19 protein-coding genes are annotated in these 21,686 nt (G+C 72.8%); 11 read left to right on the plus strand and 8 right to left on the minus strand.

Features of this window, described 5'->3' with window-relative positions; genetic code table 11:
* Positions 1-15 precede the first annotated feature (15 nt).
* Positions 16-1,284, minus strand: coding sequence for a Na+/H+ antiporter NhaA (gene nhaA / locus ASE27_RS19350; RefSeq protein WP_056654597.1), 1,269 nt, complete (start codon positions 1,282-1,284; stop codon positions 16-18).
* Between the two features lie 378 nt (positions 1,285-1,662).
* On the opposite strand from nhaA, the gene ASE27_RS19355 reads away from it, so the two are divergent.
* Positions 1,663-2,436 (plus strand): hypothetical protein, encoded by a 774-nt coding sequence (locus tag ASE27_RS19355; protein WP_056654537.1) that lies wholly within the window; start codon positions 1,663-1,665, stop codon positions 2,434-2,436.
* A gap of 5 nt (positions 2,437-2,441) precedes the next feature.
* Here the strand turns inward: ASE27_RS19355 and ASE27_RS19360 are convergent, their stop codons facing one another.
* Together ASE27_RS19360 and ASE27_RS19365 are read right to left on the minus strand one after the other, a co-directional pair.
* Positions 2,442-3,017 carry a DUF1697 domain-containing protein gene (locus ASE27_RS19360; RefSeq protein ID WP_056654538.1) on the minus strand — a complete coding sequence of 192 codons (576 nt, stop codon included), beginning with the start codon at positions 3,015-3,017 and terminating at the stop codon, positions 2,442-2,444.
* Between the two features lie 3 nt (positions 3,018-3,020).
* The gene (locus ASE27_RS19365; protein WP_056654598.1) at positions 3,021-4,178 is read right to left on the minus strand and encodes a formylglycine-generating enzyme family protein; all 1,158 of its coding nucleotides are present in this window, start codon (positions 4,176-4,178) and stop codon (positions 3,021-3,023) included.
* Positions 4,179-4,837: 659 nt separating this feature from the next.
* On the opposite strand from ASE27_RS19365, the gene ASE27_RS19370 reads away from it, so the two are divergent.
* The 4 genes from ASE27_RS19370 to ASE27_RS19385 all read left to right on the plus strand — a co-directional run bounded on the left by ASE27_RS19370 (position 4,838) and on the right by ASE27_RS19385 (position 9,676).
* Positions 4,838-5,473, plus strand: coding sequence for a PadR family transcriptional regulator (locus ASE27_RS19370; RefSeq protein ID WP_056654540.1), 636 nt, complete (start codon positions 4,838-4,840; stop codon positions 5,471-5,473).
* An 84-nt stretch (positions 5,474-5,557) separates the two neighbouring features.
* A complete protein-coding gene (locus ASE27_RS19375; RefSeq protein ID WP_082609166.1) occupies positions 5,558-7,258 on the plus strand; it encodes a DHA2 family efflux MFS transporter permease subunit in 1,701 nt (566 codons plus the stop codon).
* Positions 7,259-7,721: 463 nt separating this feature from the next.
* Positions 7,722-8,981, plus strand: a complete 1,260-nt coding sequence (locus ASE27_RS19380) for a PhoH family protein (RefSeq protein ID WP_056654600.1) — start codon at positions 7,722-7,724, stop codon at positions 8,979-8,981.
* A gap of 32 nt (positions 8,982-9,013) precedes the next feature.
* On the plus strand, positions 9,014-9,676 hold the full coding sequence (locus ASE27_RS19385; RefSeq protein WP_235535506.1) for a GrpB family protein: 663 nt from the start codon (positions 9,014-9,016) through the stop codon (positions 9,674-9,676).
* 16 nt (positions 9,677-9,692) lie between these two features.
* Here the strand turns inward: ASE27_RS19385 and ASE27_RS19390 are convergent, their stop codons facing one another.
* Entirely contained in the window at positions 9,693-11,048 is a 1,356-nt protein-coding gene (locus tag ASE27_RS19390) for an FUSC family protein (RefSeq protein ID WP_056654542.1), read from the minus strand.
* Between the two features lie 72 nt (positions 11,049-11,120).
* Between ASE27_RS19390 and ASE27_RS19395 the strand changes: the two genes are divergently transcribed.
* The gene (locus ASE27_RS19395; RefSeq protein WP_056654543.1) at positions 11,121-11,609 is read left to right on the plus strand and encodes a MarR family winged helix-turn-helix transcriptional regulator; all 489 of its coding nucleotides are present in this window, start codon (positions 11,121-11,123) and stop codon (positions 11,607-11,609) included.
* Between the two features lie 204 nt (positions 11,610-11,813).
* On the opposite strand, the gene ASE27_RS19400 is transcribed toward ASE27_RS19395, so the two are convergent.
* Together ASE27_RS19400 and ASE27_RS19405 are read right to left on the minus strand one after the other, a co-directional pair.
* Positions 11,814-13,223, minus strand: coding sequence for an aspartate ammonia-lyase (locus ASE27_RS19400; protein ID WP_056654545.1), 1,410 nt, complete (start codon positions 13,221-13,223; stop codon positions 11,814-11,816).
* A gap of 107 nt (positions 13,224-13,330) precedes the next feature.
* Positions 13,331-14,011 carry a carbonic anhydrase gene (locus ASE27_RS19405; RefSeq protein WP_056654548.1) on the minus strand — a complete coding sequence of 227 codons (681 nt, stop codon included), beginning with the start codon at positions 14,009-14,011 and terminating at the stop codon, positions 13,331-13,333.
* A gap of 232 nt (positions 14,012-14,243) precedes the next feature.
* Between ASE27_RS19405 and ASE27_RS19410 the strand changes: the two genes are divergently transcribed.
* From ASE27_RS19410 to ASE27_RS19425, 4 genes are all read left to right on the plus strand, one after another.
* Positions 14,244-15,539 carry an extracellular solute-binding protein gene (locus tag ASE27_RS19410; protein WP_056654550.1) on the plus strand — a complete coding sequence of 432 codons (1,296 nt, stop codon included), beginning with the start codon at positions 14,244-14,246 and terminating at the stop codon, positions 15,537-15,539.
* Positions 15,536-16,531: a carbohydrate ABC transporter permease gene (locus ASE27_RS19415; RefSeq protein WP_082609169.1), complete on the plus strand. Its 996-nt coding sequence runs from the start codon at positions 15,536-15,538 to the stop codon at positions 16,529-16,531. The genes ASE27_RS19410 and ASE27_RS19415 overlap by 4 nt, the downstream gene beginning before the upstream one ends.
* On the plus strand, positions 16,528-17,382 hold the full coding sequence (locus ASE27_RS19420; RefSeq protein WP_056654552.1) for a carbohydrate ABC transporter permease: 855 nt from the start codon (positions 16,528-16,530) through the stop codon (positions 17,380-17,382). The genes ASE27_RS19415 and ASE27_RS19420 overlap by 4 nt, the downstream gene beginning before the upstream one ends.
* 178 nt (positions 17,383-17,560) lie before the next feature.
* Complete coding sequence (locus tag ASE27_RS19425; RefSeq protein ID WP_056654557.1) at positions 17,561-18,832, plus strand: ABC transporter ATP-binding protein; 1,272 nt, start codon at positions 17,561-17,563, stop codon at positions 18,830-18,832.
* 10 nt (positions 18,833-18,842) lie between these two features.
* On the opposite strand, the gene ASE27_RS19430 is transcribed toward ASE27_RS19425, so the two are convergent.
* Entirely contained in the window at positions 18,843-19,103 is a 261-nt protein-coding gene (locus ASE27_RS19430; RefSeq protein ID WP_056654559.1) for an exodeoxyribonuclease VII small subunit, read from the minus strand.
* A gap of 65 nt (positions 19,104-19,168) precedes the next feature.
* Positions 19,169-20,440 carry an exodeoxyribonuclease VII large subunit gene (gene xseA, locus ASE27_RS19435; RefSeq protein WP_056654560.1) on the minus strand — a complete coding sequence of 424 codons (1,272 nt, stop codon included), beginning with the start codon at positions 20,438-20,440 and terminating at the stop codon, positions 19,169-19,171.
* Between the two features lie 151 nt (positions 20,441-20,591).
* On the opposite strand from xseA, the gene ASE27_RS19440 reads away from it, so the two are divergent.
* Complete coding sequence (locus ASE27_RS19440; protein ID WP_056654561.1) at positions 20,592-21,611, plus strand: 4-hydroxy-3-methylbut-2-enyl diphosphate reductase; 1,020 nt, start codon at positions 20,592-20,594, stop codon at positions 21,609-21,611.
* Positions 21,612-21,686: the final 75 nt, after the last annotated feature.

A 21,686-nucleotide genomic window follows, 5' to 3' on the forward strand; every position in this document is an offset into this window, starting at 1 on the left:
CAGCCAGGGGCCTGCTCAGCGCTCGTCGTCGGCCGCGTCGCCGATGTACGTCGAGACGTCGTCGGGCAGCCCGTCCTCGTTCATGTCGTTCGAGCGCTTGCGCCGCGCGTCCCAGCGCAGCGCGGCGGCCGCGAGCAGGGCCGAGATCACCGACGCCAGCAGGACCGCGGCCTTGGCCGACTCGGTGTGCTCGGAGTCGGGGAACGACAGCTCGGCGATGAGCAGCGAGACCGTGAACCCGATCCCGGCGAGGAGGCCCACGGGCAGCAGGTCGCGCACCCCGATACCGGGGGCGAGGCGCAGCGGCGTCAGCCTCGTCACGAGCGCCGTGACGCCGAGCACGCCGATGCCCTTGCCGACCACGAGCCCCACGATGATGCCGATCGCGACCGGCTGGCCGATCATCTCGCCGACCCCGCCGCCGTCGACCAGCGAGACGCCGGCCGCGAAGAACGCGAAGATCGGCAGCGCGATCCCCGCGGAGACGGGCCGGACCACGTGCTCGTACTGGTGCGTGCGCGAGGACTTCTCGCCGAACAGGACGACGGCCGGGACCGTGAAGCCCAGGAGCACGCCCGCGACGGTCGCGTGGATCCCGGACGCGTGGACCAGGGCCCAGACGAGGAACGCGAGCGGGAGCAGGAGCCACCAGTGCGTCCGGCGTCGGCGCACCAGGAACGCGAACAGCGCGACGCCCACGAGCGCCAGGCCCAGCGGGGCCCAGTGCAGCGTCTCGGTGTAGAAGACCGCGATGACGACGATCGCGAGCAGGTCGTCGACCACGGCGAGCGTGAGCAGGAACGTGCGGATCGCGGTCGGGAGCCCGCGGCCGAACACTGCGAGGACCGCGAGCGCGAACGCGATGTCGGTCGCGGTCGGGATGGCCCAGCCGTGCACCGCGTCGGCGCCCCCGCCCCACAGCGCGACGGTGACGTAGAGGATCGCGGGCACGACCATGCCGCCCACGGCCGCGAGCATGGGCACCCCGGCCTGGCGCGGGTTGCGCAGCGAGCCCGAGACGAACTCCTGCTTGAGCTCGACGCCGACCACGAAGAAGAAGATGGCCAGCAGCCCGTCGGCGGCCCACGTGGACAGCGACAGGTCGAGGTGCAGCGCCTCGGGACCGAACGTCAGCGCGGACAGGTCGAAGTACGCCGCACGCCAGGGCGAGTTGGCCCACACGAGCGCGATGATCGCGGCCCCGATGAGGAGCGCACCGCCCGTGGTCTCGCGCGTGACCCAGCGCTTCCAGCGCTGCGCAGCGGTGGGGCGCGTCGTCGGCAGGGGAGCGGGGGCGGGGTTCTGGCTGCCCGACGGCGACGCGCTCGCCGGGAGGTTCGTCGCACCGTCCGCGGTCGCCGGGCCGGGGGTCGCGTCGCTCGTGCGAGGGGAGTCGTCCGGGGTGGGGGTGTGCTGCTCGTGCGTGCTCACAGGTCTCCTGCGGTTGAGGGGTCGTCGACGTCACGCCGACCAGACTTCCCGGCACACCAGCCTCCCATCTTACCGGTCGAGCGGCTCGGTCGGCCTGGGCCGGCTCTCGGCGGACGGTCCTGAAGGAGGACGGTGGGATCGCCCGGGGACGCCGGAAGGTGGACCTCGGCGGGCGACAGGTCCGCCGAAAGGGGGATGTCTCGGACACCTCGCCCACGGGAGCATGGACAGGTGTACGAGAAACTCTCCGACCGGCCCGAGCCCGACGTCCCTCCTGGCACCCCGGAGGAGACCGTCGTCGGGTGCTCGTCCGCCGACACGCTGTTCCTCCGCGTCGTCCTCCCGGTCCTCGGCGCCGTGGCCGGGGTCGGCCTGCGCTGGCTCGCGGCCTGGATGGCCGGTCTGTCGTGGGCGCCGTGGCAGGGCATCGCCCGGTCGGTCGACACGCTCGCCGACAGGTGGGGGGCGTGCACCGTCGTCGGGCTCGGGATCCTGGGCGCTCTCCTCGGGGCGGTCCTCGCCCAGCACCTGGTCGAGACCATGGGGCGCATCGCCGTGACGTCCACGGGGGCCGGGTTCAGGACCAAGGACACCCTCGAGACCATCGGGCGGTCCGACGTGACGGACGTGTACGTCGAGGACCAGGAGATCGTCCTCCTCGCAGGCGAGCGGGAGGTCGGTCGGTGGCCCGCGGACCTGCCCCTCGCGAAGGTCCGGGAGGCGTTCACGAGCCACGGGTGGCCCTGGCGGGAGACCGGCGACCCGTTCCGTGCGGCCTACCGCCGCTGGGAGATCGGCGACCCGGGGCTTCCCACGGGCGCCGACGCGCTCCTGCGGGCACGGGCCGGCCTGATGGACGCGGGAAAGACCGACCACGTCCGCGCGCTGCGAGCAGACCTTGCGGCGATCGGGGTCGTCGTACGGGACGACGGGGCCGCCCAGCACTGGCGACCGGCTTCCCCGGCTGCCCCCACGGGGGCGGTCGGCGTCGAGCGCCGCGCCTGAGGCCGTCAGCCCGCCTCGGCGACCAGCCCGGCGAGCTTGGTCACGGTGTTCCAGTTCCGCGCCGTGCCCCACAGCCCGACCGTCCGCAGCAGCACCGCGGGCGTGAGTCTCGAGGTCCCGACACCGCCCTGGTACCAGGTGTAGCTGACGGGCCCGGACCAGGCCATGTGCTCGACGCCGTAGCTCAGCGGGTCCAGGGCGGCGACCCGCTCCGGGTCCGGTGCCGCCGGGTAGAACGTCAGCAGCAGGTGCGACGGGTCCTGGCTCGCGGCCTCGGGGAAGGGGTTCGCGGCGACCGCCCGCTCGAGGTCCGCGCCCGTCAGTGCGAGCACGTCGACGTCCAGACCCAGGCGCCGGGCGAGCCCCGCGCGCACGAGGCGCGCGACGTCGTCGGGCCCCGAGGCTCCCGACGTCCCCGGCGAGACGACGAGGTTCCCGCTGTTCAGGAGCGTGCGCGCGCCCGCGAACCCCGCGTCCTGCGCGACCGCGCGCAGGTCTGCGGAGGGGACCTTGCGGCCCCCTCCCACGTTCACCCCGCGCAGCAGCACCGCGCAGGCCGACGGGACACCGGACCCGGCCACGCCTCAGCCCAGCAGGTTGCGCGTCGAGGCCGGCATGCTCGGCGCCACCGCCACGGGCGGGCGGACCACGCAGCGGAAGCCGATGTGGCTCGTCGCGGTGTCGACCGCCTGGGGAGAACGAGCCGCGGGCCGGTAGCGCAGGCAGTACTCCGGTGCGCACAGGTGCGACCCGCCCTTGAGGACCTTGCGGGGGATCGCCGAGCCGGGCTCGGCGCTCGCGGCCGCGAGCGCGTCCGAGGCGTCGCCCGGCGCGTCGCCGACTCCCTCGACCGTCGCCCGGCTGCCCAGGGGGTCGTGCGGGGCGGGGTGGGCCGCTGCCATGGCCGCGCCCGTGCTCGGCGCGCAGCACGCGGGGATCTCGATCGTGAGCGCGTCGCGCGCGGCCGCGACCTCCTCGGCCGTGCGTGCGTCGGCCGCGTGGCTGGGGGTGTAGAAGGACGACGTCCACTCCCAGACGTTGCCCGTCATGTCGGCGAGCCCGAACCCGTTCGCGGGGAACGTCCCCACAGGGCTCGTGCCCACCCAGCCCCGCGCGCCCGTGTTCCGGTAGGGGAACGAGCCCTGCCAGTGGTTCGCGAGCAGCTCGCCGTCGGGCCGGTACTCGTCGCCCCAGGCGAACCGCGCGCCGTCGAGCCCGCCGCGACCCGCGTACTCCCACTCGGCCTCGGTCGGGAGCGACCGGCCCGCCCACGCCGCGTACGCCTGGGCGTCCTCGAACGAGACCTGCACGACCGGGTGGTCCTCGCGCCCGGTGATCGAGCTGCCCGGGCCGTGCGGTGCGCTCCACCGGGCCCCGGGCTGCCAGCGCCACCACTGGCGCCAGTCGGAGAGGTTCACCGGGCCCGCGGTCGGGGTGAAGACGAGCGCCCCCGGCTGGAGGTCCTCGACCGCGACGCCCGGGTAGTCGGCCGGGTCGAGCGGGCGCTCGGCGACCGTGACGTAGCCCGTCGCGTCGACGAACGCCGCGAACTGCGCGTTGGTCACGGGGTGCTGCTCGATCTCGAACGGGCCGACCGTGACCTCGTGGACCGGGGCCTCGTCGGGGTAGAAATCGGTCGATCCCCGCCGGTAGGTGCCGCCGGGCAGCGGGACCAGGGGCGAGAGGGGCGAGGTTCCGCCCGTCGTCGCGCGGGTCGTCGAGCGGGCCGTCGAGCCCGGCATCGAGCCGGGCAGGGCGGCGCCCGCCGTCGTCTCGCCGACCGGACCTCGTGCCTGCTCGGGTGCCGATGACGTGCCCGCTGCCGTGTCCATGCGTCTCCTCGTGTCGAGCTCGTTCTCGATACTGCTCTGATACCGCTCCGGTGCTGCTCCGGTGGCGGGCTGTGCCTGCCGCCGCGTGTGCCTGCCACCGCGCCGACGCCGCTGGTGGGCGGCCGTCGGGTGTGCTGTGACCTGCAGCGATGCCGCCCGGCCTGCTCGCACGACCCGCCCGACCGAGCCTAGTGCCGCGAGCGGTGGCGGGAGTAGTCAACACCTCGGCAGCAGTCGAGCACCTCTGTCGTGTCCGTCGGGCCATGTAACGCGAGGTAGAGGCCGGCCGTCGAGGTAGACGGTTCGTGCCCTCTACCTCGACGCCGGCCCTCTACCTCGGCGGACCATGTCCCGGGCGCGTGACGTGCCCCACGGCGGGGGCTTCTCTCTCGACCCGGCGGTCGCAGGGGCGTATATTCCGACGGGAATATTCCTGGGGGAGCGAACCCGTCCGAGCGCTCGGCGCGAGCGCCCGGCCCGTCGGTCGGCCGGCCCCGCCGACCATCACGGCCCGCCCGGCCGCCCGAACCAAGCGACGAACGAACGAACCGCCGTCAGGAGGCGAGAGCATGGCACGCAAGGAGCTGTCCGCCGCCGCTCTCCTCCTCCTCGGGCTCCTCCACGAGCAGCCCATGCACCCCTACCAGGTCCACCAGACGCTCAAACAGCGCGGGGACGACCGGCTCGCGAGCATCACGCCGGGCTCGGTCTACCACGCGATGGACCGCCTCGCGGCGGACGGGTACGTCGAGGTGGTCGGCACCGACCGCGAGGGCAACCGGCCCCAGCGGACCACGTACCGGCTGACGGACGCCGGGCGGGACGCGTTCGCAGACCGCACGGCCCTGCTCCTCGGCCACCCCCGGCGCGAGCACCCGTGCCTCCCGCTCGCCCTGTCCCAGGCCCACGCGATCGACCGCCAGAGCGCGGTCGACGCGCTGCGTGCCCGCCGGACCGCGACGGCCGACGAGCTCGCCTCCTACACCAGCAGGTACGACGTCGTCCGGCGCCACGGGCTGCCGCGTCGCCTCCTGCTCGACGTCGAGTACGACATCCACCGGATCGAGTCCGAGCTGGCCTGGCTCGACGGCCTGCTCGCCGACCTCGACTCCGGAGCCCTGGACTGGGACGAGTCCGTCCCGCAGTCCTTCCGTGACTTCGCTGCCGCCCGCTCGCACGCGGCAGCGACGGATCACGTGCCCTGACGGGCCGCCGGCGTCACGCCGGTACCGCTGCTCGCGCAGCCTTCTCGCACACCCCCGCACCTCTCCGAGCCCCGAGGACCACCCATGACCACGCCACCCTCTTCCGGGAGCCTGCCGACGGCCGGCACCCGGACGGACCCCGCCACGCCACCCGCCCCCGCCGACGCGCCCGCGGGCCCGCCGGCCGGTGCTCCTGCCGGACCACCGCTCGTCGACCTCGGCGGGCGCAGCCCGTGGAGCATCCTGCCCGCGCTGTGCCTGGGCTTCTTCATGATCATGGTCGACACCACGATCGTGAACATCGCGGTCCCCACGCTGGTCGACACGTTCGACACGACCCTGACCGCGGTGGGCTGGGTCAACAGCGCCTACCTGCTCAGCTACGCGGTGCTCCTCCTGCTCGCCGGGCGCCTGGGTGACAGGTTCGGCCCCAAGCCCGTGTTCGTCCTGGGCCTCGTGGTCTTCACGCTCTCGTCGCTGTGGTGCGGGCTGTCGGGATCGGTCGAGATGCTCATCGTGGCGCGCGCGGTCCAGGGCGTCGGCGCGGCACTCATGACCCCGCAGACCATGTCGATGATCACGCGCGTCTTCCCGCCGCGCCAGCGCGGGGCCGCGATGGGTCTGTGGGGAGCGGTCGCGGGCGTCGCGACCATCGCGGGCCCGCTGCTCGGCGGCGTGTTCGTCGAGACCTGGGGCTGGGAGTGGATCTTCTTCGTCAACATCCCCGTGGGCGTCGTGGCTCTCGTCCTGGCGCTGCGGAGCCTGCCGTCGCTTCCCACCAACAAGCGCAGCTTCGACATGATCGGCGTCGCGCTCTCGATCGTGGGCCTGTTCCTGTTCGTGTTCGGCCTGCAGGAGGGCGAGACCTACCACTGGGGCACCGTCGTGGGACCGCTCACCATCTGGTCGATCATCGGCCTGGGCGTCCTGGTGCTCGCGGCGTTCGTGCTGTGGCAGCGGCACCTGGGCGACCGCGCCCTGCTGCCGCTCACGCTGTTCCACTCGCGCAACTTCTCGCTCGCGAACGTGTCCGGCATGGCCGTGTCGTTCGGGATGATCGGGATCTTCTTCCCGCTGACGATCTTCCTGCAGTCGATCCTGGGGCTCTCGCCGATCGAGGCCGCGCTCATCAACCTGCCGGGATCGCTCGTGTCCGGCGTCGTGGCGCCGTTCGCCGGCAGGTTGTCCGACCGGATCCCGGCCAAGTGGGTCGTCGCGACGGGCTTCGCGCTGCTCGCCGCCTCGGTCGTGTGGCTGAGCGTCGCGATCACGCCCGACGCGAGCACCCTGTCCATCGTCGCGCCCATGACCCTGTTCGGGATCGGGACCGGGGCCGTGTTCTCGCCGCTCGCGAACCTCGCGACCTCGGGGCTCGACCACCGCACGGCGGGCGCCGGTGCGGGCGCGTTCAACACGTTCCGCCAGGTGGGCGGCGTGATCGGCTCGGCCGCGATCGTCGCGACCCTCACGAGCCGGCTCTCGGCGACCCTGCCCGCGGCCGCGCGCGACGCCGCGGCGGGCCTGCCCGCCGACCTGCGTCAGCCGTTCGTCGACGGCTTCGCGTCGGCCGGCGGGGCGTTCACCGGGGGAGCCCAGGCCATGGAGCTGCCCGCCGGCATCCCGCCCGAGGCCGCGGCGCAGATCCGCGAGGCCGCCACGACCGCGCTGCACCAGGGCTTCTCGGTCGCGGTCGGGCAGACGCTGCTCGTCACGTCGGCGGTCCTGGTGATCGGGCTCGTCGCGGCGCTCGCCATGCGCGCGACGCACGTCGCGCACGCGGACTGAGCACTCGCGGACGGTGCCCGACGGCGGAGCGCACGTGCCGCCGTCGGGCCCCCGGGGCTCGCCCGCCCCGTCCCAGGGGGTGGGCGAGCCCTGCTCGCGTGAACGGCAGGTGACATCTCGGACGCGCGGCGTGTCAGGTCGACACGGCCGAACTTCACGGGCGTAGTTTCGAACGTGACGGACGACACACGTCGTCCTCCGGGAGGCCATCCGATGGAGTTTCTGCTCCGCGCAGGAGGGCCGGCACCGGCCATCCGTCGGCCGGTCGCCTGCCCCACCCAGCGAGAACGGCGCCGCGCGCCGGAGGGAGCCTGCTGTGGTCCGAACCGCCTCTGCTTCTGGAGCTGCACCCGACGTCACGGGCGTCGCGTCCCCTGACCCGACGAGCCCCGACCCCGCGACCTCCGCGGCCCGTCGTACCTTCGTCATCGACACGTCCGTGCTCCTGTCCGACCCGCGAGCCATGCTGCGCTTCGCCGAGCACGACGTCGTCCTCCCCGTCGTCGTCATCACCGAGCTGGAGGCCAAGCGGCACCACGCCGAGCTCGGGTACTTCGCCCGCAGCGCGCTGCGCATGCTCGACGACCTGCGGGTCAAGCACGGTCGGCTCGACGCCCCGCTGCCCGTGGGGGCCGTCGGCGGGACGCTCCGGGTCGAGCTCAACCACACGGACCCGACGGTGCTCCCCGCCGGGTTCCGCCTGGGCGACAACGACACGCGCATCCTGTCGGTCGCGGCCAACCTCGCGAGCGAGGGCTGCGACGTGACCGTGGTGTCCAAGGACCTGCCCATGCGGGTCAAGGCCTCCGCCGTGGGGCTGCGGGCCGAGGAGTACCGGGCCGAGCTCGCGATCGACTCGGGCTGGACGGGCATGGGCGAGATCGACGTGAGCGACGAGCAGATGGCCGACCTGTGGGAGCACGAGTCGGTCGAGCTCTCGGCTCTCGACGCCGCCACGGTCGCGGCCGCCGAGCCGCTCCTGGTGCACTCGGGGCTCGTGATCCACTCGCCGCGCGGTTCCGCGCTGGGTCGCGTCACGGCCGACAAGCACGTGCAGCTCGTCCGGGGGGACCAGGACGTGTTCGGCGTGCACGGGCGCTCGGCCGAGCAGCGCATCGCGATCGACCTGCTGCTCGACCAGGAGATCGGGATCGTGTCGCTCGGCGGGCGCGCCGGGACGGGCAAGTCCGCGCTCGCGCTCTGCGCGGGCCTCGAGGCCGTGCTCGAGAAGAGGCAGCACCGCAAGATCATGGTCTTCCGCCCCCTGTACGCCGTGGGCGGCCAGGAGCTCGGCTACCTGCCCGGCTCCGAGGCCGAGAAGATGAACCCGTGGGCGCAGGCCGTGTTCGACACCCTGGGCGCGCTCGTGTCCAAGGAGGTCATGGACGAGGTCGTGGACCGCGACGTGCTCGAGGTCCTGCCGCTGACGCACATCCGCGGGCGCTCGCTCCACGACGCGTTCGTCATCGTCGACGAGGCCCAGTCGCTCGAGCGCAACGTCCTGCTGACCGTGCTCTCGCGCATCGGGCAGTCCTCCCGGGTCGTCCTCACGCACGACGTGGCCCAGCGCGACAACCTGCGCGTCGGTCGGCACGACGGCGTCGCCGCGGTGATCGAGGCGCTCAAGGGGCACCCGCTGTTCGCGCACGTGACCCTCACGCGCTCCGAGCGCTCTCCCGTCGCGGCGCTCGTGACCGAGATGCTGGAGAGCATCGAGGTCTGACCTCGCCGGATCCGGTGCGTCGTGGGGGAGGCGTGTCGGTACCGGTCGGCGGGACGCCCGGGCTCTTGGGCTCGACGACCGGCGGGACCTGGGTCAGCACAGGTCAGCAAGGTCCCGCGGTCCTCGTCCCCTCGGACCCGGCGTGGGGCGAGCGGGCCGCGGCCCTTCTCGCGGACGTGCGTCGTGCGTTCGCTCCCCTCGAGGGAGCGGACGAGATGCGCTACGACCACATCGGGTCCACGGCGGTCCCCGGGCTCGCCGCCAAGCCCTTCCTCGATCTCCAGGTGCGTGTCCCGGTGCTGCTTCCTGTCGAGGACTGGGCGCACGCCCTCGGGTCGACGACCTTCCGTCAGGCGCACGGCAGCAGGCCCGACTCCCCGGGTGTCACGTTCGATCTCCCGCGAGGGCGAACGGGACGCGACGACGAGACCCTCTGGAGGAAGTCCCTCTTCGTCTCGGCCGTGCCCGCCGCGATCCTGCACGTCCGGCGGTCCGACTCGCCCTGGGGCGCGTACACCGTCGCGCTCCGGGACCTCCTGCGCGACGACCCGCGCCGGCGTGCGCAGTACGAGCGCCTCAAGAGCCGGCTGGCTCGCGAGCACGCGGAGGACGGCGACTACGACGACTACACGCGAGCCAAGACCGTGTTCTTCGACGAGGTGCAGGACGAGATCGAGCGCCGGGTGCGAGCCTAGGCTCGAAGCCCCTGGCTCAGACCGCGGCATCTCCGGCGAGGGGTGCTGCCGGACGGCTCCGCGCGTGGACCAGCACCACGGCGAGCACGCCGACCAGGGCGCCGACCGCGGTGTCGAGGGCCCGGTCCAGCGCGATGCCCTCGCCCGACCCGCCGAGCGACGTCATGAGCAGGGCCATGGGCGTGATGGTCAGCATCGCGAGGCCGTAGTGACGCCCCACGACGATCTCGGTCACGACCTGGAGCACGACGACGAGCGCCGCGGTCGCCCAGAAGCCGAGGTGCGCGTCGAGCAGCGGCCACGCGATCAGGGCGCCCGCGACCGTGCCGAGCGCCCGCTGGAGCGCACGGACCACGGCGTGCTGCGTCGTCGTGCCCTGGATCGTCGCGGTGGCGCCCATCGCGGCCCAGGCCGGGTGCCCGAACCCGGCGACCTGCGCGAGCCCCGCCGCGGCGGCCGCTGCGAGCGTCACGCGCGCCGCGCGCAGACCCCAGCCTCCGTCGGTGAGCGACGCGCGGGCGGTCGCGCGCAACGAGAGGCGTGAGGGGAGGTCGGCGGGCGTCCCGGCCGCGCCGGAGAGCTCGTCGGCGAGCCGCAGCGCGGTCACGCGCGTGCGGCCGTGCGAGGCGTCGTCGGCGAGGACGGTCCGGGCGAGGGCCACGGCGTCCCGTGCCCGCCCGACGGCGCCACGGTCGTCGGGTGCGAGGGCTGCGGCCTCGGCGGCGAGCGTCGCGCGCCGCACCGCCAGCCGTGCCGGACCGCTCGGCCGGACCAGAAATCCTGCCAGGCACACGACGCAGGTGACCACGACTCCCAGGAGCGCGGCGAGGCCTCGCGGGGCCAGGTCGGCGAACGCGGGTGATCCCGCCAGGCCCGCGCCCGCGGCGAAGACGACGATCGTGGCGCCGGGTGCGCCCGTGCGCAGGAGCTGGCACAGCGCGGTCATGCCGCCGGCGAGCAGCGCGACGATCCCGAGCGTCACCGCGGCGGGGGCGCCCGCGGCCGTGACCGCGGTCGTGAGCAGGATCGAGCCGATCATGGTCGTGCCGACCAGCGCGAGCAGCGCGGCGCGACGGCGGTACGGGTCGAACCGGCCGTAGAGCGAGGTCAGGGCGCCGAGGGCCGCGAAGCCCGCGAGGTCCTGATGACCGCTCGTCGCGGCGAGGACGAGCGTGAGCGCGACGCTCGCCCCGCACCGCAGGGCTGCCGCGAGGGTCGCGTCGACCGAGGTGAGCCGCAGGGCGGCCCGCAGGTGCGCGGGGTCGAGGACCTCGCGCGCGGCGGTGCGGACCGGGGTGCGCTGGTCGGGTGAGTGCTGCTCGGTGGTGGCGTGGGCGGGCATGACGGTGGCGGTCGACGAGGAGAGTGGCATCCCGTCCAGGATACGCCTCGTTCGCAGATGTTTCACTAGTGAACTAATTGGGCCGGGCACTACGCTGGTCCCGTGGACTACGTGGAGCGCCTGCGCGAGCAGTGGGCAGAGCAGATGCCCGACGTCGACGTGTCGCCCGCCGACTCGATCGGCCGGATCACCCGTATCGCGGCGCTCCTGGCCGAGGCGAGCGACGCCGCCCTCGCGCAGCGGTCCCTGACCCGGCCCGAGCTCGAGGTGCTCACGGCCCTGCGGCGCGCGGGGCGGCCACTGCGCGCACGCGAGGTCACGACCATCACGCGCGCGCCCGGCGCCTCGATCACCAAGCGGCTCGACCACCTCCAGCGCGAGGGCCTGGTCGAGCGGACCGTCGTCGAGCGCGACCGGCGCGGGGTGCTGCTCTCGCTCACCGAGGAGGGTGAGCGCCTCGTCGACGAGCTCTTCCCCGCCCAGCTCGACCGCGAACGTGCCGCGCTCGACGGGCTCACCGACGACGAGCGCGAGCGCCTCGCCGAGCTGCTCGCGATCGTGCTGCGCCGGGTGGACCCGGTCGAGTACTGAGCCTGGCGTGGCGGGCCCGTGGTTCGGCCCCTGCTGCAGCCGGCCCGGCCCTGCCCAGCCCCGCCGCGGACAGGGCGTCCGGCATCGGAGGACGGAGCAACGACGGACGGCGTGGGCCGGGTGCAGTCACCCGGCCCACGCCGTCCGTCGTCCTCGCCGAGGCACGCGTCCCGAGGGCGCCGCTGCCTCAGTCGTTCTGGAGGGTCACGCCTGCGGCGGGCGCGTCATCGACAGGACGTCGAGCGCCGTGTCGAGCTGCGCCTCGGTGACCTCGCCGCGCTCGACGAAGCCCAGGTCGATCACTGCCTCGCGGACCGTGATGCCCTGCTTGACCGAGTGCTTGGCGACCTTGGCCGCCGCCTCGTAGCCGATCACGCGGTTGAGCGGCGTGACGATCGACGGCGAGGACTCCGCGAGCGCGCGCGCACGCTCGACGTTGGCCGTGATGCCCGTGACGGTCTTGTCCGCGAGGACGACCGACGCGTTCGAGAGCAGGCGGATCGACTCGAGCACGCCCAGCGCGATGACCGGGATCTGCACGTTGAGCTCGAACGAGCCGCTCGCGCCGGCCCACGCCACGGTCGCGTCGTTGCCGATCACGCGCGCGGCGATCATGAGGACGGCCTCCGGGACGACGGGGTTGACCTTGCCCGGCATGATCGACGAACCCGGCTGCAGGTCGGGGATGAAGATCTCGCCGAGGCCCGTGTTGGGGCCCGAGCCCATCCAGCGCAGGTCGTTGCAGATCTTGGTGATCGAGACCGCGATGGTGCGCAGCGCGCCCGAGAGCTCGACGAGCCCGTCGCGCGAGCTCTGCGCCTCGAAGTGGTCGCGCGCCTCGGTCAGCGGCAGGCCCGTGTCCTCGACCAGCAGCGCGATGACGCGCTGCGGGAAGCCGGCCGGCGTGTTGATGCCCGTGCCGACGGCCGTGCCGCCCAGGGGGACCTCGGCCGCACGGGGGAGCGCCGACTCGAGGCGCTCGATCCCGTAGCGCATGGCTGCCGCGTACCCGCCGAACTCCTGGCCGAGCGTGACCGGGGTCGCGTCCATGAGGTGCGTGCGGCCCGACTTGACGACCGTCGCGAACTCGGTCGCCTTGGCCTCGAGGGCCTCCGCGAGGTGCGTCAGGGCCGGGATCAGGTCGTGCACGACGCCCGCGGTCGCGGCCAGGTGCACCGACGTCGGGAAGACGTCGTTGGACGACTGCGAGGCGTTGACGTGGTCGTTCGGGTGGACCTCGCGGCCCAGCGAGCGCGTGGCGAGCGTCGCGAGGACCTCGTTGGTGTTCATGTTCGACGACGTGCCGGAGCCCGTCTGGAAGATGTCGATCGGGAAGTGGGCGTCGTGCGCGCCCGAGGCGACCTCGTCGGCGGCGGCCACGATGGCGGCCGCGACGTCCTCGTCGAGCACCCCCAGCTCGGCGTTGGCGCGCGCGGCGGCCTTCTTGACACGAGCGAGGGCCTCGATGTGGCTGCGCTCGAGAGGAGTGCCCGACAGCGGGAAGTTCTCCACGGCGCGCTGCGTCTGCGCGCGGTAGAGGGCGGCCGCGGGGACGCGGACCTCACCCATGGTGTCGTGCTCGATGCGGTAGTCGGAAGCGTCGGCAGAAGTCATGGGGCTAATGGTGCCGCACGAGCGCGGATGATCTCGAACCCGGCCGCGGGGTGGGTGCGTGCTGCACGTCACCCGCGCGGGCCGGTTCCGGTGCGGGAGTCGGGCGCTCAGACGTCCGGCGTGTCCTCGACGTCGCCCACGACCTCGACGAGCCGGGCGCGGCCGTCCGCGAGCGTGTACTCGACGCCGACGATCGCGAGCCGACCCTCGGCCACGGCGTCAGCCAGGGCTGCCGAGTAGCCGTGGAGCATGTCGACCGTGTGGCGCACGTGCTCGCGGCGCAGCGTGTCCGGGTCGAGGGTCGCGAGGCTGCCCGTGCTGCTCGTGATGTTGACGATCGAGGGGATGACCCGGTCCACGACCGCACGGACGAACCCGTCGGCCTGCTCGCCGGTCGCGAGCGTGTGGGCCGCGGCGGCGATCGCGCCACAGCTGTCGTGGCCGAGCACGACCACGAGCGGCGTGCCCAGGATGTTGACCCCGTACTCGATCGACCCGATCACGGTCGTGTCCAGGACGTGACCCGCGGTCCGCACGACGAACACGTCGCCCAGTCCCTGGTCGAAGATGATCTCGGCGGCGACACGCGAGTCGGCGCAGCCGAAGATCACGGTGTGCGGGTGCTGCGCGACGCTGAGCTCCGCCCGCCGAGCGGCACCCTGCGAGGGGTGCTCCATCTCGTCGCGGACGAAGCGCCCGTTCCCGTCGCGGAGCATGGCCCAGGCCTTGGCGGGGGTCAGCGCGGGTGGGGTCTGCTCGGTCGTCTCAGTCGTGGTCACAACCTCCATGCTCGCTCATGGGGGCCCGTCCCGTCGGCGGTGTTCACGATCCGACCCTCGCCGTGGACACGGCGACCCGGCCGCGCGGGCGAGCGGCGCCGTCGGGCCCTCGGACGAGCGGCTCGACGGCCCATCGGAATGTCCCTCCTGTGGCGAGTCGTCCGGGAACGGTGTAGCCCTGGGAGGAGTGAACCAACCGAGAACGGGCACGGCGCAGCGCCCGTTGGACGAAGGGGAGACCGTGCACCGACGCATCCGGGCACTCGCCGCGGCACTCGCTGTCGCGACCGTCGTGCCGCTCGCCGCGTGCAGCACGGGAGAGGGCTCCGGCCCGCCCGTGCTCACCTGGTACATCAACCCGGACAACGGAGGACAGGCCGCGATCGCGGCGTCCTGCACCGAGGCGGCAGGGGGCGCCTACACGATCGAGACGTCCCTCCTGCCGCGTGACGCCGCCGCCCAGCGCGAGCAGCTCGCGCGGCGCCTCGCCGCGAAGGACTCGTCGATCGACCTGATGAGCCTCGACCCGCCGTTCATCCCCGAGCTCGCCGAGGCGGGCTTCCTCGCCCCCGTGCCGGAGGACGTCGCGACGGCCGCGACCAAAGACGTCGTGCAGGGCGCGATCGACGGCTCGACGTGGAAGGGAGAGCTCGTCGCGATCCCGTTCTGGGCCAACACCCAGCTCCTCTGGTACCGCAAGTCGGTCGCCGAGGCCGCGGGGCTCGACCTCGCTCAGCCCGTGACCTGGGACCAGCTCATCGACGCCGCGCAGTCCCAGGACAAGTACCTCGCGGTCCAGGGCGCCAAGGCCGAGTCGCTGACCGTGTGGATCAACGCCCTCGTCGCGTCGGCGGGCGGTCAGATCCTCGAGAACCCCGAGGCCCCCGCGGACGAGCTGAAGCTCGGGCTCGAGACCGACGCGGGTCGTGACGCGGCCCGCATCATCGGTGAGATCGGGACGTCGGGCGTCGGCGGACCGGGCCTGCCGAGCGCCGACGAGTCGGCCTCGCTCACGCTCTTCCAGGGGGACAAGGGCTCGTTCATGGTCAACTGGCCGTTCGTCTGGTCCTCGACGCAGGGCGGCGTCGAGGCGGGCTCGCTCGACCAGTCGCTGCTCGACGACATCGGCTGGACGCTCTACCCGCAGACCGTCGAGGGCAAGGACACGCGTCCGCCCTACGGCGGCATCAGCCTGGGCGTCGGGGCCTTCAGCGACCACACCGACCTCGCCTACGAGGCCGCGCAGTGCATCGTGACCCCCGAGAACCAGGCCGCGTACTTCGTGTCGGACGGCAACCCGGCGGCCAGCACGACGGCCTACGACGACCCGGCCGTGCAGGAGGCCTATCCCATGTACGACGTGATCCGGCAGTCGCTCGAGCAGGCCGCACCCCGGCCGCAGACCCCGTTCTACAACGAGGTCTCGACAGGTCTCCAGCAGACCTGGTACCCGCCGTCGAGCGTGACCGAGGACGGGACCCCCGTGAAGTCGACCGACTTCATCACCGCCGTCCTGCGAGGGGAGCGACTCCTGTGAGCACCGAGACCCGGGGCGCCCACCCGGCCCGGCCCACGCCGGACCCCGCGCCCGGCGCGGACCGCGGACCCGACAAGAAGGCCAGGGCCGCGCGCAGCGACCGGGCCCGGGCCGAGGCCCGCCTCGGGTGGTACCTCGCCGGACCCGCGTTCGTCGTGATGCTGGCCGTGACGCTCTACCCGATCCTCCAGGCCTTCTACGACTCGCTGTTCAACTACAAGCTCACGGCCCCCGACGACCGCTCGTTCGTGGGCCTCGGCAACTACGTCGTGATCCTCACCGACCCCGTGTGGTGGCGCGACTTCGCGGTGACGTTCTTCATCATGGTCGTCTCCGTGGTGGTCGAGCTCGTCCTGGGCTTCGCGCTCGCGCTGGTCATGCACCGCGCGATCAGGCGGCTCCGTGGGCTGCTGCGCACCGCGATCCTCGTGCCCTACGGGATCATCACGGTGGTCTCGGCGTTCGCGTGGTTCTACGCGTTCGACATCACCTCGGGGTACGTCAACAGCTGGTTCGACTGGGTGCCCGGGATCGGCCCCGACCTCAACTGGTTCGCGCACCAGGGCACGAGCCTGTTCGTCATCATCGCGTCCGAGGTCTGGAAGACCACGCCGTTCATCTCGCTCCTGCTGCTCGCGGGCCTCGCCCAGGTCCCGGGAGACCTCGAAGAGGCCGCGAAGGTGGACGGGGCGACAGCCTGGCAGCGCTTCTCGCGCGTGATCGTGCCCAACATGAAGGCCGCCATCATGGTCGCCGTGCTGTTCCGCGCGCTCGACGCGTTCCGCATCTTCGACAACGTCTTCATCATGACCAACGGGGCGAACAACACCGAGGTCCTGTCCCTGCTGGCCTACCGAACCTCGATCGGTCAGCTCCAGATCGGCATGGGCTCGGCCATCTCGGTCCTGCTGTTCCTGTGCGTGATCGGGATCTGCTTCGTCGCGATCAAGCTCTTCAAGGTGGATCTGGCCGGCGCGAGAGGGGAGCGATGATGGGCAGCGTCCTGAGCACCCGGGCCCGCGTGTGGTGGGCCGTCATCACGGTCGTCGTCCTCGTCGGAGCCCTGTTCCCGGTCGTCTCGATCCTCATGACGAGCTTCAAGGGTCCGAGCGACATCAACTCGGGCACGTTCCTGCCCCCGCAGTGGAGCACCGACAACTACGGGCAGATCCTGGCCTCGAGCGGGTCCGCGCAGGAGCTCTTCCTGTCGGCCCTGCGGAACTCGGTGGGCATCTCGCTCATCGCGACGGCCATCGCGGTGGTCCTCGCGACCCTCGCCGCGTACGCGATCGCGCGCCTCGACTTCCCGGGCAAGCGGCTGATCCTCACGACCGCGCTCGGGGTGTCGATCTTCCCCGTGGTCTCGATCGTCACACCGCTGTTCAACCTGTGGCGCAACATCGGGTTGTACGACACGTGGCTCGGGCTCATCATCCCGTACCTGTCGCTCACGCTCCCGATCGCCATCTGGACGCTCGCGGCGTTCTTCCGCCAGATCCCGTGGGAGCTCGAGCAGGCCGCGCAGGTCGACGGCGCGACGCCCTGGCAGGCGTTCCGCAAGGTCATCGTGCCGCTCGCGGCGCCCGGCGTGTTCACCACGGCGCTCATCGCGTTCTTCATCGCGTGGAACGACTTCATCTACGGCATCTCCTTGACGTCGACGAGCGCGGCCCGTCCGGTGCCCGCTGCCCTCGCGTTCTTCACGGGGGCGTCGTACTTCGAGGAGCCGACGGGCGCGATCTCGGCTGCTGCCGTGGTCGTGACGATCCCCGTGGTGATCCTCGTGGTGCTGTTCCAGCGCCAGATCGTCTCGGGCCTCACGCAGGGGGCGGTCAAGGGATGAGCAGAGCCACCGGCCCGACGGCGCCGCTCGCCCCGAGAGGTCGCCGCACCCTGCGCACGGCGCGCCGCGCGCGGGTGCGATCTCTCCCGGCGGTGCGCGGCGCCGTCGGGCACCCGCCTGAGACCCCGTCCCGCCCCCGAACCCTTCGCTGCCCGACCCCCGACCGAGGAGAGACCTGATGGCGTCGATCACCCTCAAGGACATCGTCAAGAAGTACGGCGACGGTTTCCCCGCCGTGAACGGGGTGAGCATCGACATCGCCGACGGGGAGTTCGTGATCCTCGTCGGCCCGTCGGGCTGCGGGAAGTCGACGCTGCTGCGCATGATCGTCGGCCTCGAGGACATCACCTCGGGAGACCTGATGATCGACGGTCAGCGCGTCAACGAGAAGGCGCCCCGCGACCGCGACCTCGCGATGGTGTTCCAGAACTACGCGCTCTACCCGCACCTGACCGTCGGGGAGAACATCGCGTTCCCGCTGCGCCTGACCAAGGGGAAGTTCACCGACGCCGAGATCCGCGAGAAGGTCGAGCACGCCGCGGACCTGCTCGAGCTGCGCGAGCACCTGGACCGCAAGCCCGCGAACCTCTCGGGTGGGCAACGACAGCGTGTCGCGATGGGGCGCGCGATCGTGCGGGACGCCAAGGCGTTCCTGTTCGACGAGCCGCTGTCCAACCTGGACGCCAAGCTGCGCGGGCAGATGCGCACCGAGATCGCCCGGCTCCAGCGCCGCCTCGCGACCACGACCGTGTACGTGACCCACGACCAGACCGAGGCCATGACGCTCGGCGACCGTGTCGCGGTCCTGCGCAAGGGGGAGCTGCAGCAGCTCGCGAGCCCGCGGGCCCTGTACGAGCAGCCCGTCAACCTGTTCGTCGCGGGGTTCATCGGGTCGCCGCCCATGAACTTCCTCCCGGGGCAGGTCTCGGGGGACAGCATGGAGCTGCCGTTCGGGACGTTCGACATGCCCGAGCGGATCGTGAGCGCCGTCGGTGGCCGCGAGCTCGTGATCGTGGGGCTGCGCCCCGAGCACTTCGAGGACGCGCGGTTGGTCGACCCGACCAAGAAGGACCGGGGGCGGACGTTCGACGCGCAGATCGACGTGACGGAGTGGCTCGGCGCCGAGCTCTACGCCTACGTGCCGTTCGAGATGCACGCGTCGGTCGCCGAGCAGCTCGAGGAGCTCGACCGCGAGCTCGACGGGGAGGGCCTGCGCACCCAGTTCGTCGTCGCGCTCGACTCGGCGTCGCGCGTGCGGGACGGTGACACGACCGAGCTCTGGTTCGACCCCGACAAGATGATGGTCTTCGACCCCGAGACGGGGGAGAACCTCACGCACGACCAGGACGAGGTGGACCGGCTCGACCGCGAGAACGAGGAGGACCGGCGCGCCTCGCTCGAGCGGGCTCAGGCGCAGGCCGACGCTCAGGCGCAGAAGGCCAGCGCCTGAGCGGTACCGGTCAGTCGTCCTCGGTCGCCTCGGAGGCCCCGCCCGTCGCGGACGGGGCGTCTGCAGCGCGTGCCGACGCGAGGCGCTCGCGGGCGCCGTCGAGCCACTCCTGGCAGCGGGCCGCGAGGGCCTCGCCTCGCTCCCACAGCGCGAGCGAGGCCTCGAGCGGCTCGCCGCCGGCCTCGAGGCGCGACACGACCTGGACCAGCTCGTCGCGGGCCTGCTCGTAGGTGAGGTCCGCGACGTCGGCGTGGGGAGGGGTGGTGGTCATGGTGGTGGGCCTTCCTGGGCTGGGCTGGTCTGGTGGGGCGGGGTGGTGCTGGTGGCCGGACGGTCTCAGCGCACGGTGGCGTCGATCGCGCCCTGGGCGAGACGGACGTGCAGCGCGTCGCCCGGGCTCACGTCGTCGGGGGAGCGGACGATCGCCCCGTCCGGTCCGTGCACGACGGCGTAGCCCCGCTCGAGCGTCGAGGCGGGGGACAGGGCGCGCACCTGGGCCGCGAGCCGGTCGACCTCGCCGTGCGCGCGCAGCAGGATCGCGTCGAGCGAGCGCCGGGCCCGGTCCCTCGCGGTGAGGACCTGCTGCTCGCGCGTCGAGATCATGGTCTCGGGGGCCGCGAGCACCGGGCGCGAGCGTGCGCTGTCCAGACGGGACTGCTCGCGCTGGAGCTGGTGCGTGATCGCGGCGCGGATCCGGGACCGGGCCTGCAGGACGCGCGCACGCTCCTCGCCCACGTCCGGCACGATGCGCTTGGCGGCGTCCGTGGGGGTCGAGGCGCGGTAGTCGGCGACGAGGTCCAGGAGCGGGGTGTCGGTCTCGTGGCCGATCGCGCTCACGAGCGGGGTGCGGCAGGCCGCCGCGGCCCGGACCAGGGCCTCGTTGCTGAACGGCAGGAGGTCCTCGACCGCGCCGCCGCCGCGCGCGACCACGATCACGTCGACGTCGGGGCGCGCGTCGAGCTCGGCGATCGCGGCGCTCACCTGCGCGACGGCGCCCGTGCCCTGGACCGCGACCTCGCGGATCTCGAAGCGCACCTGGGGCCAGCGGGCGCGGGCGTTGACCACGACGTCGTGCTCGGCCTTGGACTCGCGGCCGCACACCAGGCCGACGACCGCCGGGAGGAAGGGCAGCGGGACCTTGCGGGCCGCGTCGAACAGGCCCTCGGCGGCCAGGACCCGCTTGAGGTGCTCGATGCGGGCCAGCAGCTCGCCGATCCCGACCGTGCGCACCTCGCTCGCCTGGAGCTGGAACGACCCGCGCTTGGGCCAGAAGACGGGCTTGGCGTGGACGACGACGTGCGCGCCCTCGGTGAGCGGCGTGCTCGCGGCCTCGAAGACCTTGGCGAGGGCGGCGACCGGGAGCGACATGTCGGCGTCGGTGTCCCGCAGGGTCAGGAAGGCCATGGAGGCACCGGGGCGACGGTTGAGCTGGACGACCTGCCCCTCGACCCAGACGGGGGCCATCTTGTCGATGTAGGCCGTGATCTTGCTCGACAGCAGCCGGACGGGCCACGGGTTCTCCGCGGTCGTGTCGAGGGCCCGGGCGGGGAGCGCGGGCGGCGGGGCGGGGCTCGTGGGGTCGGCGGTGTCGGCGGGTCGGTCGGTCACGGGTCAAGACTGCCTCATGGGACTGACAGGGCCACCGTGTGCGCGCCGACCCGTGGGGATCCTGTGGAGTTGCTGCCAGGACCTGGCCCGGACCGCACGCCGACCCACCCGCACGGCCCGGCCCCGGGGGCCCGTCGCCTAGACTCGTGGGGTGACTTCCCCGACTGGTAAGCGTGTCCTCCTCGCCGCCCCCCGCGGCTACTGCGCGGGAGTCGACCGCGCCGTGATCGCGGTCGAGAAGGCGCTCGAGCACTACGGCGCCCCCGTGTACGTCCGCAAGGAGATCGTCCACAACAAGTATGTCGTCGAGTCGCTGAGCGACAAGGGCGCGGTCTTCGTCGACGAGACCGACGAGGTACCCGAGGGCGCGCGCGTCGTGTTCTCGGCCCACGGGGTCTCGCCCGCCGTCCACGAGGCCGCCGCCCAGCGCAACCTCCAGACGATCGACGCGACGTGCCCCCTGGTCACCAAGGTGCACAAGGAGGCCGTGCGCTTCGCGGCGGACGACTACGACATCCTGCTGATCGGTCACGAGGGGCACGAGGAGGTCGAGGGGACGGCCGGCGAGGCGCCGGACCACGTCCAGGTCGTCAACTCGCCCGACGACGCCGCGAACGTCACGGTCCGCGACCCGGAGAAGGTCGTCTGGATCTCGCAGACGACGCTGTCGGTCGACGAGACCATGGAGACCGTCGACCGCCTGCGCGAGCGTTTCCCGACGCTCCAGAACCCGCCGTCGGACGACATCTGCTACGCGACGCAGAACCGTCAGGTCGCGGTGAAGAAGCTCGCCCCCGAGTGCGAGCTCGTGATCGTGGTCGGTTCGGCCAACTCGTCGAACTCGGTGCGACTGGTCGAGGTCGCCCTGGGCGCCGGCGCGGACGCGTCGTACCGCATCGACCGCGCGCAGGAGATGGACGAGTCCTGGCTCGAGGGCGTGACGACGGTCGGTGTGACGTCGGGGGCCTCGGTCCCGGAGATCCTCGTCAACGACGTGCTGGCGTACCTGGCCGAGCGCGGCTACGGCGACGTCCAGGAGGTGCGCACCGCGACCGAGGACCTCATGTTCTCCCTCCCCAAGGAGCTGCGCGCGGACCTCAAGGCCGCGGGCAACGCGCCTGCGCGCCCGCGCCGCGAGAACCGTACGTCGCTCTCGGTCGAGCCCGTCTGACCCGTCGAGGCTCCGGCCGCACGCAGCAGCCGCACGAAGGCCCGCCCCCCGATGCCGGGGGCGGGCCTTCGTCGT

Source organism: Oerskovia sp. Root918 (genome assembly GCF_001428945.1).
GTDB classification, from domain to species: domain Bacteria; phylum Actinomycetota; class Actinomycetes; order Actinomycetales; family Cellulomonadaceae; genus Oerskovia; species Oerskovia enterophila.

Excerpts from the sequence above, each read along its gene's own strand:
- ASE27_RS19365 (WP_056654598.1), bottom strand. The coding sequence starts at position 4,178 with ATGCCGGGCTCGACGGCCCGCTCGACGACCCGCGCGACGACGGGCGGA.
- ASE27_RS19370 (WP_056654540.1), top strand. The coding sequence starts at position 4,838 with ATGGCACGCAAGGAGCTGTCCGCCGCCGCTCTCCTCCTCCTCGGGCTC.
- ASE27_RS19375 (WP_082609166.1), top strand. The coding sequence starts at position 5,558 with ATGACCACGCCACCCTCTTCCGGGAGCCTGCCGACGGCCGGCACCCGG.
- ASE27_RS19380 (WP_056654600.1), top strand. The coding sequence starts at position 7,722 with ATGCTGCGCTTCGCCGAGCACGACGTCGTCCTCCCCGTCGTCGTCATC.
- ASE27_RS19390 (WP_056654542.1), bottom strand. The coding sequence starts at position 11,048 with ATGCCACTCTCCTCGTCGACCGCCACCGTCATGCCCGCCCACGCCACC.
- ASE27_RS19400 (WP_056654545.1), bottom strand. The coding sequence starts at position 13,223 with ATGACTTCTGCCGACGCTTCCGACTACCGCATCGAGCACGACACCATG.
- ASE27_RS19405 (WP_056654548.1), bottom strand. The coding sequence starts at position 14,011 with ATGGAGGTTGTGACCACGACTGAGACGACCGAGCAGACCCCACCCGCG.
- ASE27_RS19420 (WP_056654552.1), top strand. The coding sequence starts at position 16,528 with ATGATGGGCAGCGTCCTGAGCACCCGGGCCCGCGTGTGGTGGGCCGTC.
- ASE27_RS19425 (WP_056654557.1), top strand. The coding sequence starts at position 17,561 with ATGGCGTCGATCACCCTCAAGGACATCGTCAAGAAGTACGGCGACGGT.
- ASE27_RS19430 (WP_056654559.1), bottom strand. The coding sequence starts at position 19,103 with ATGACCACCACCCCTCCCCACGCCGACGTCGCGGACCTCACCTACGAG.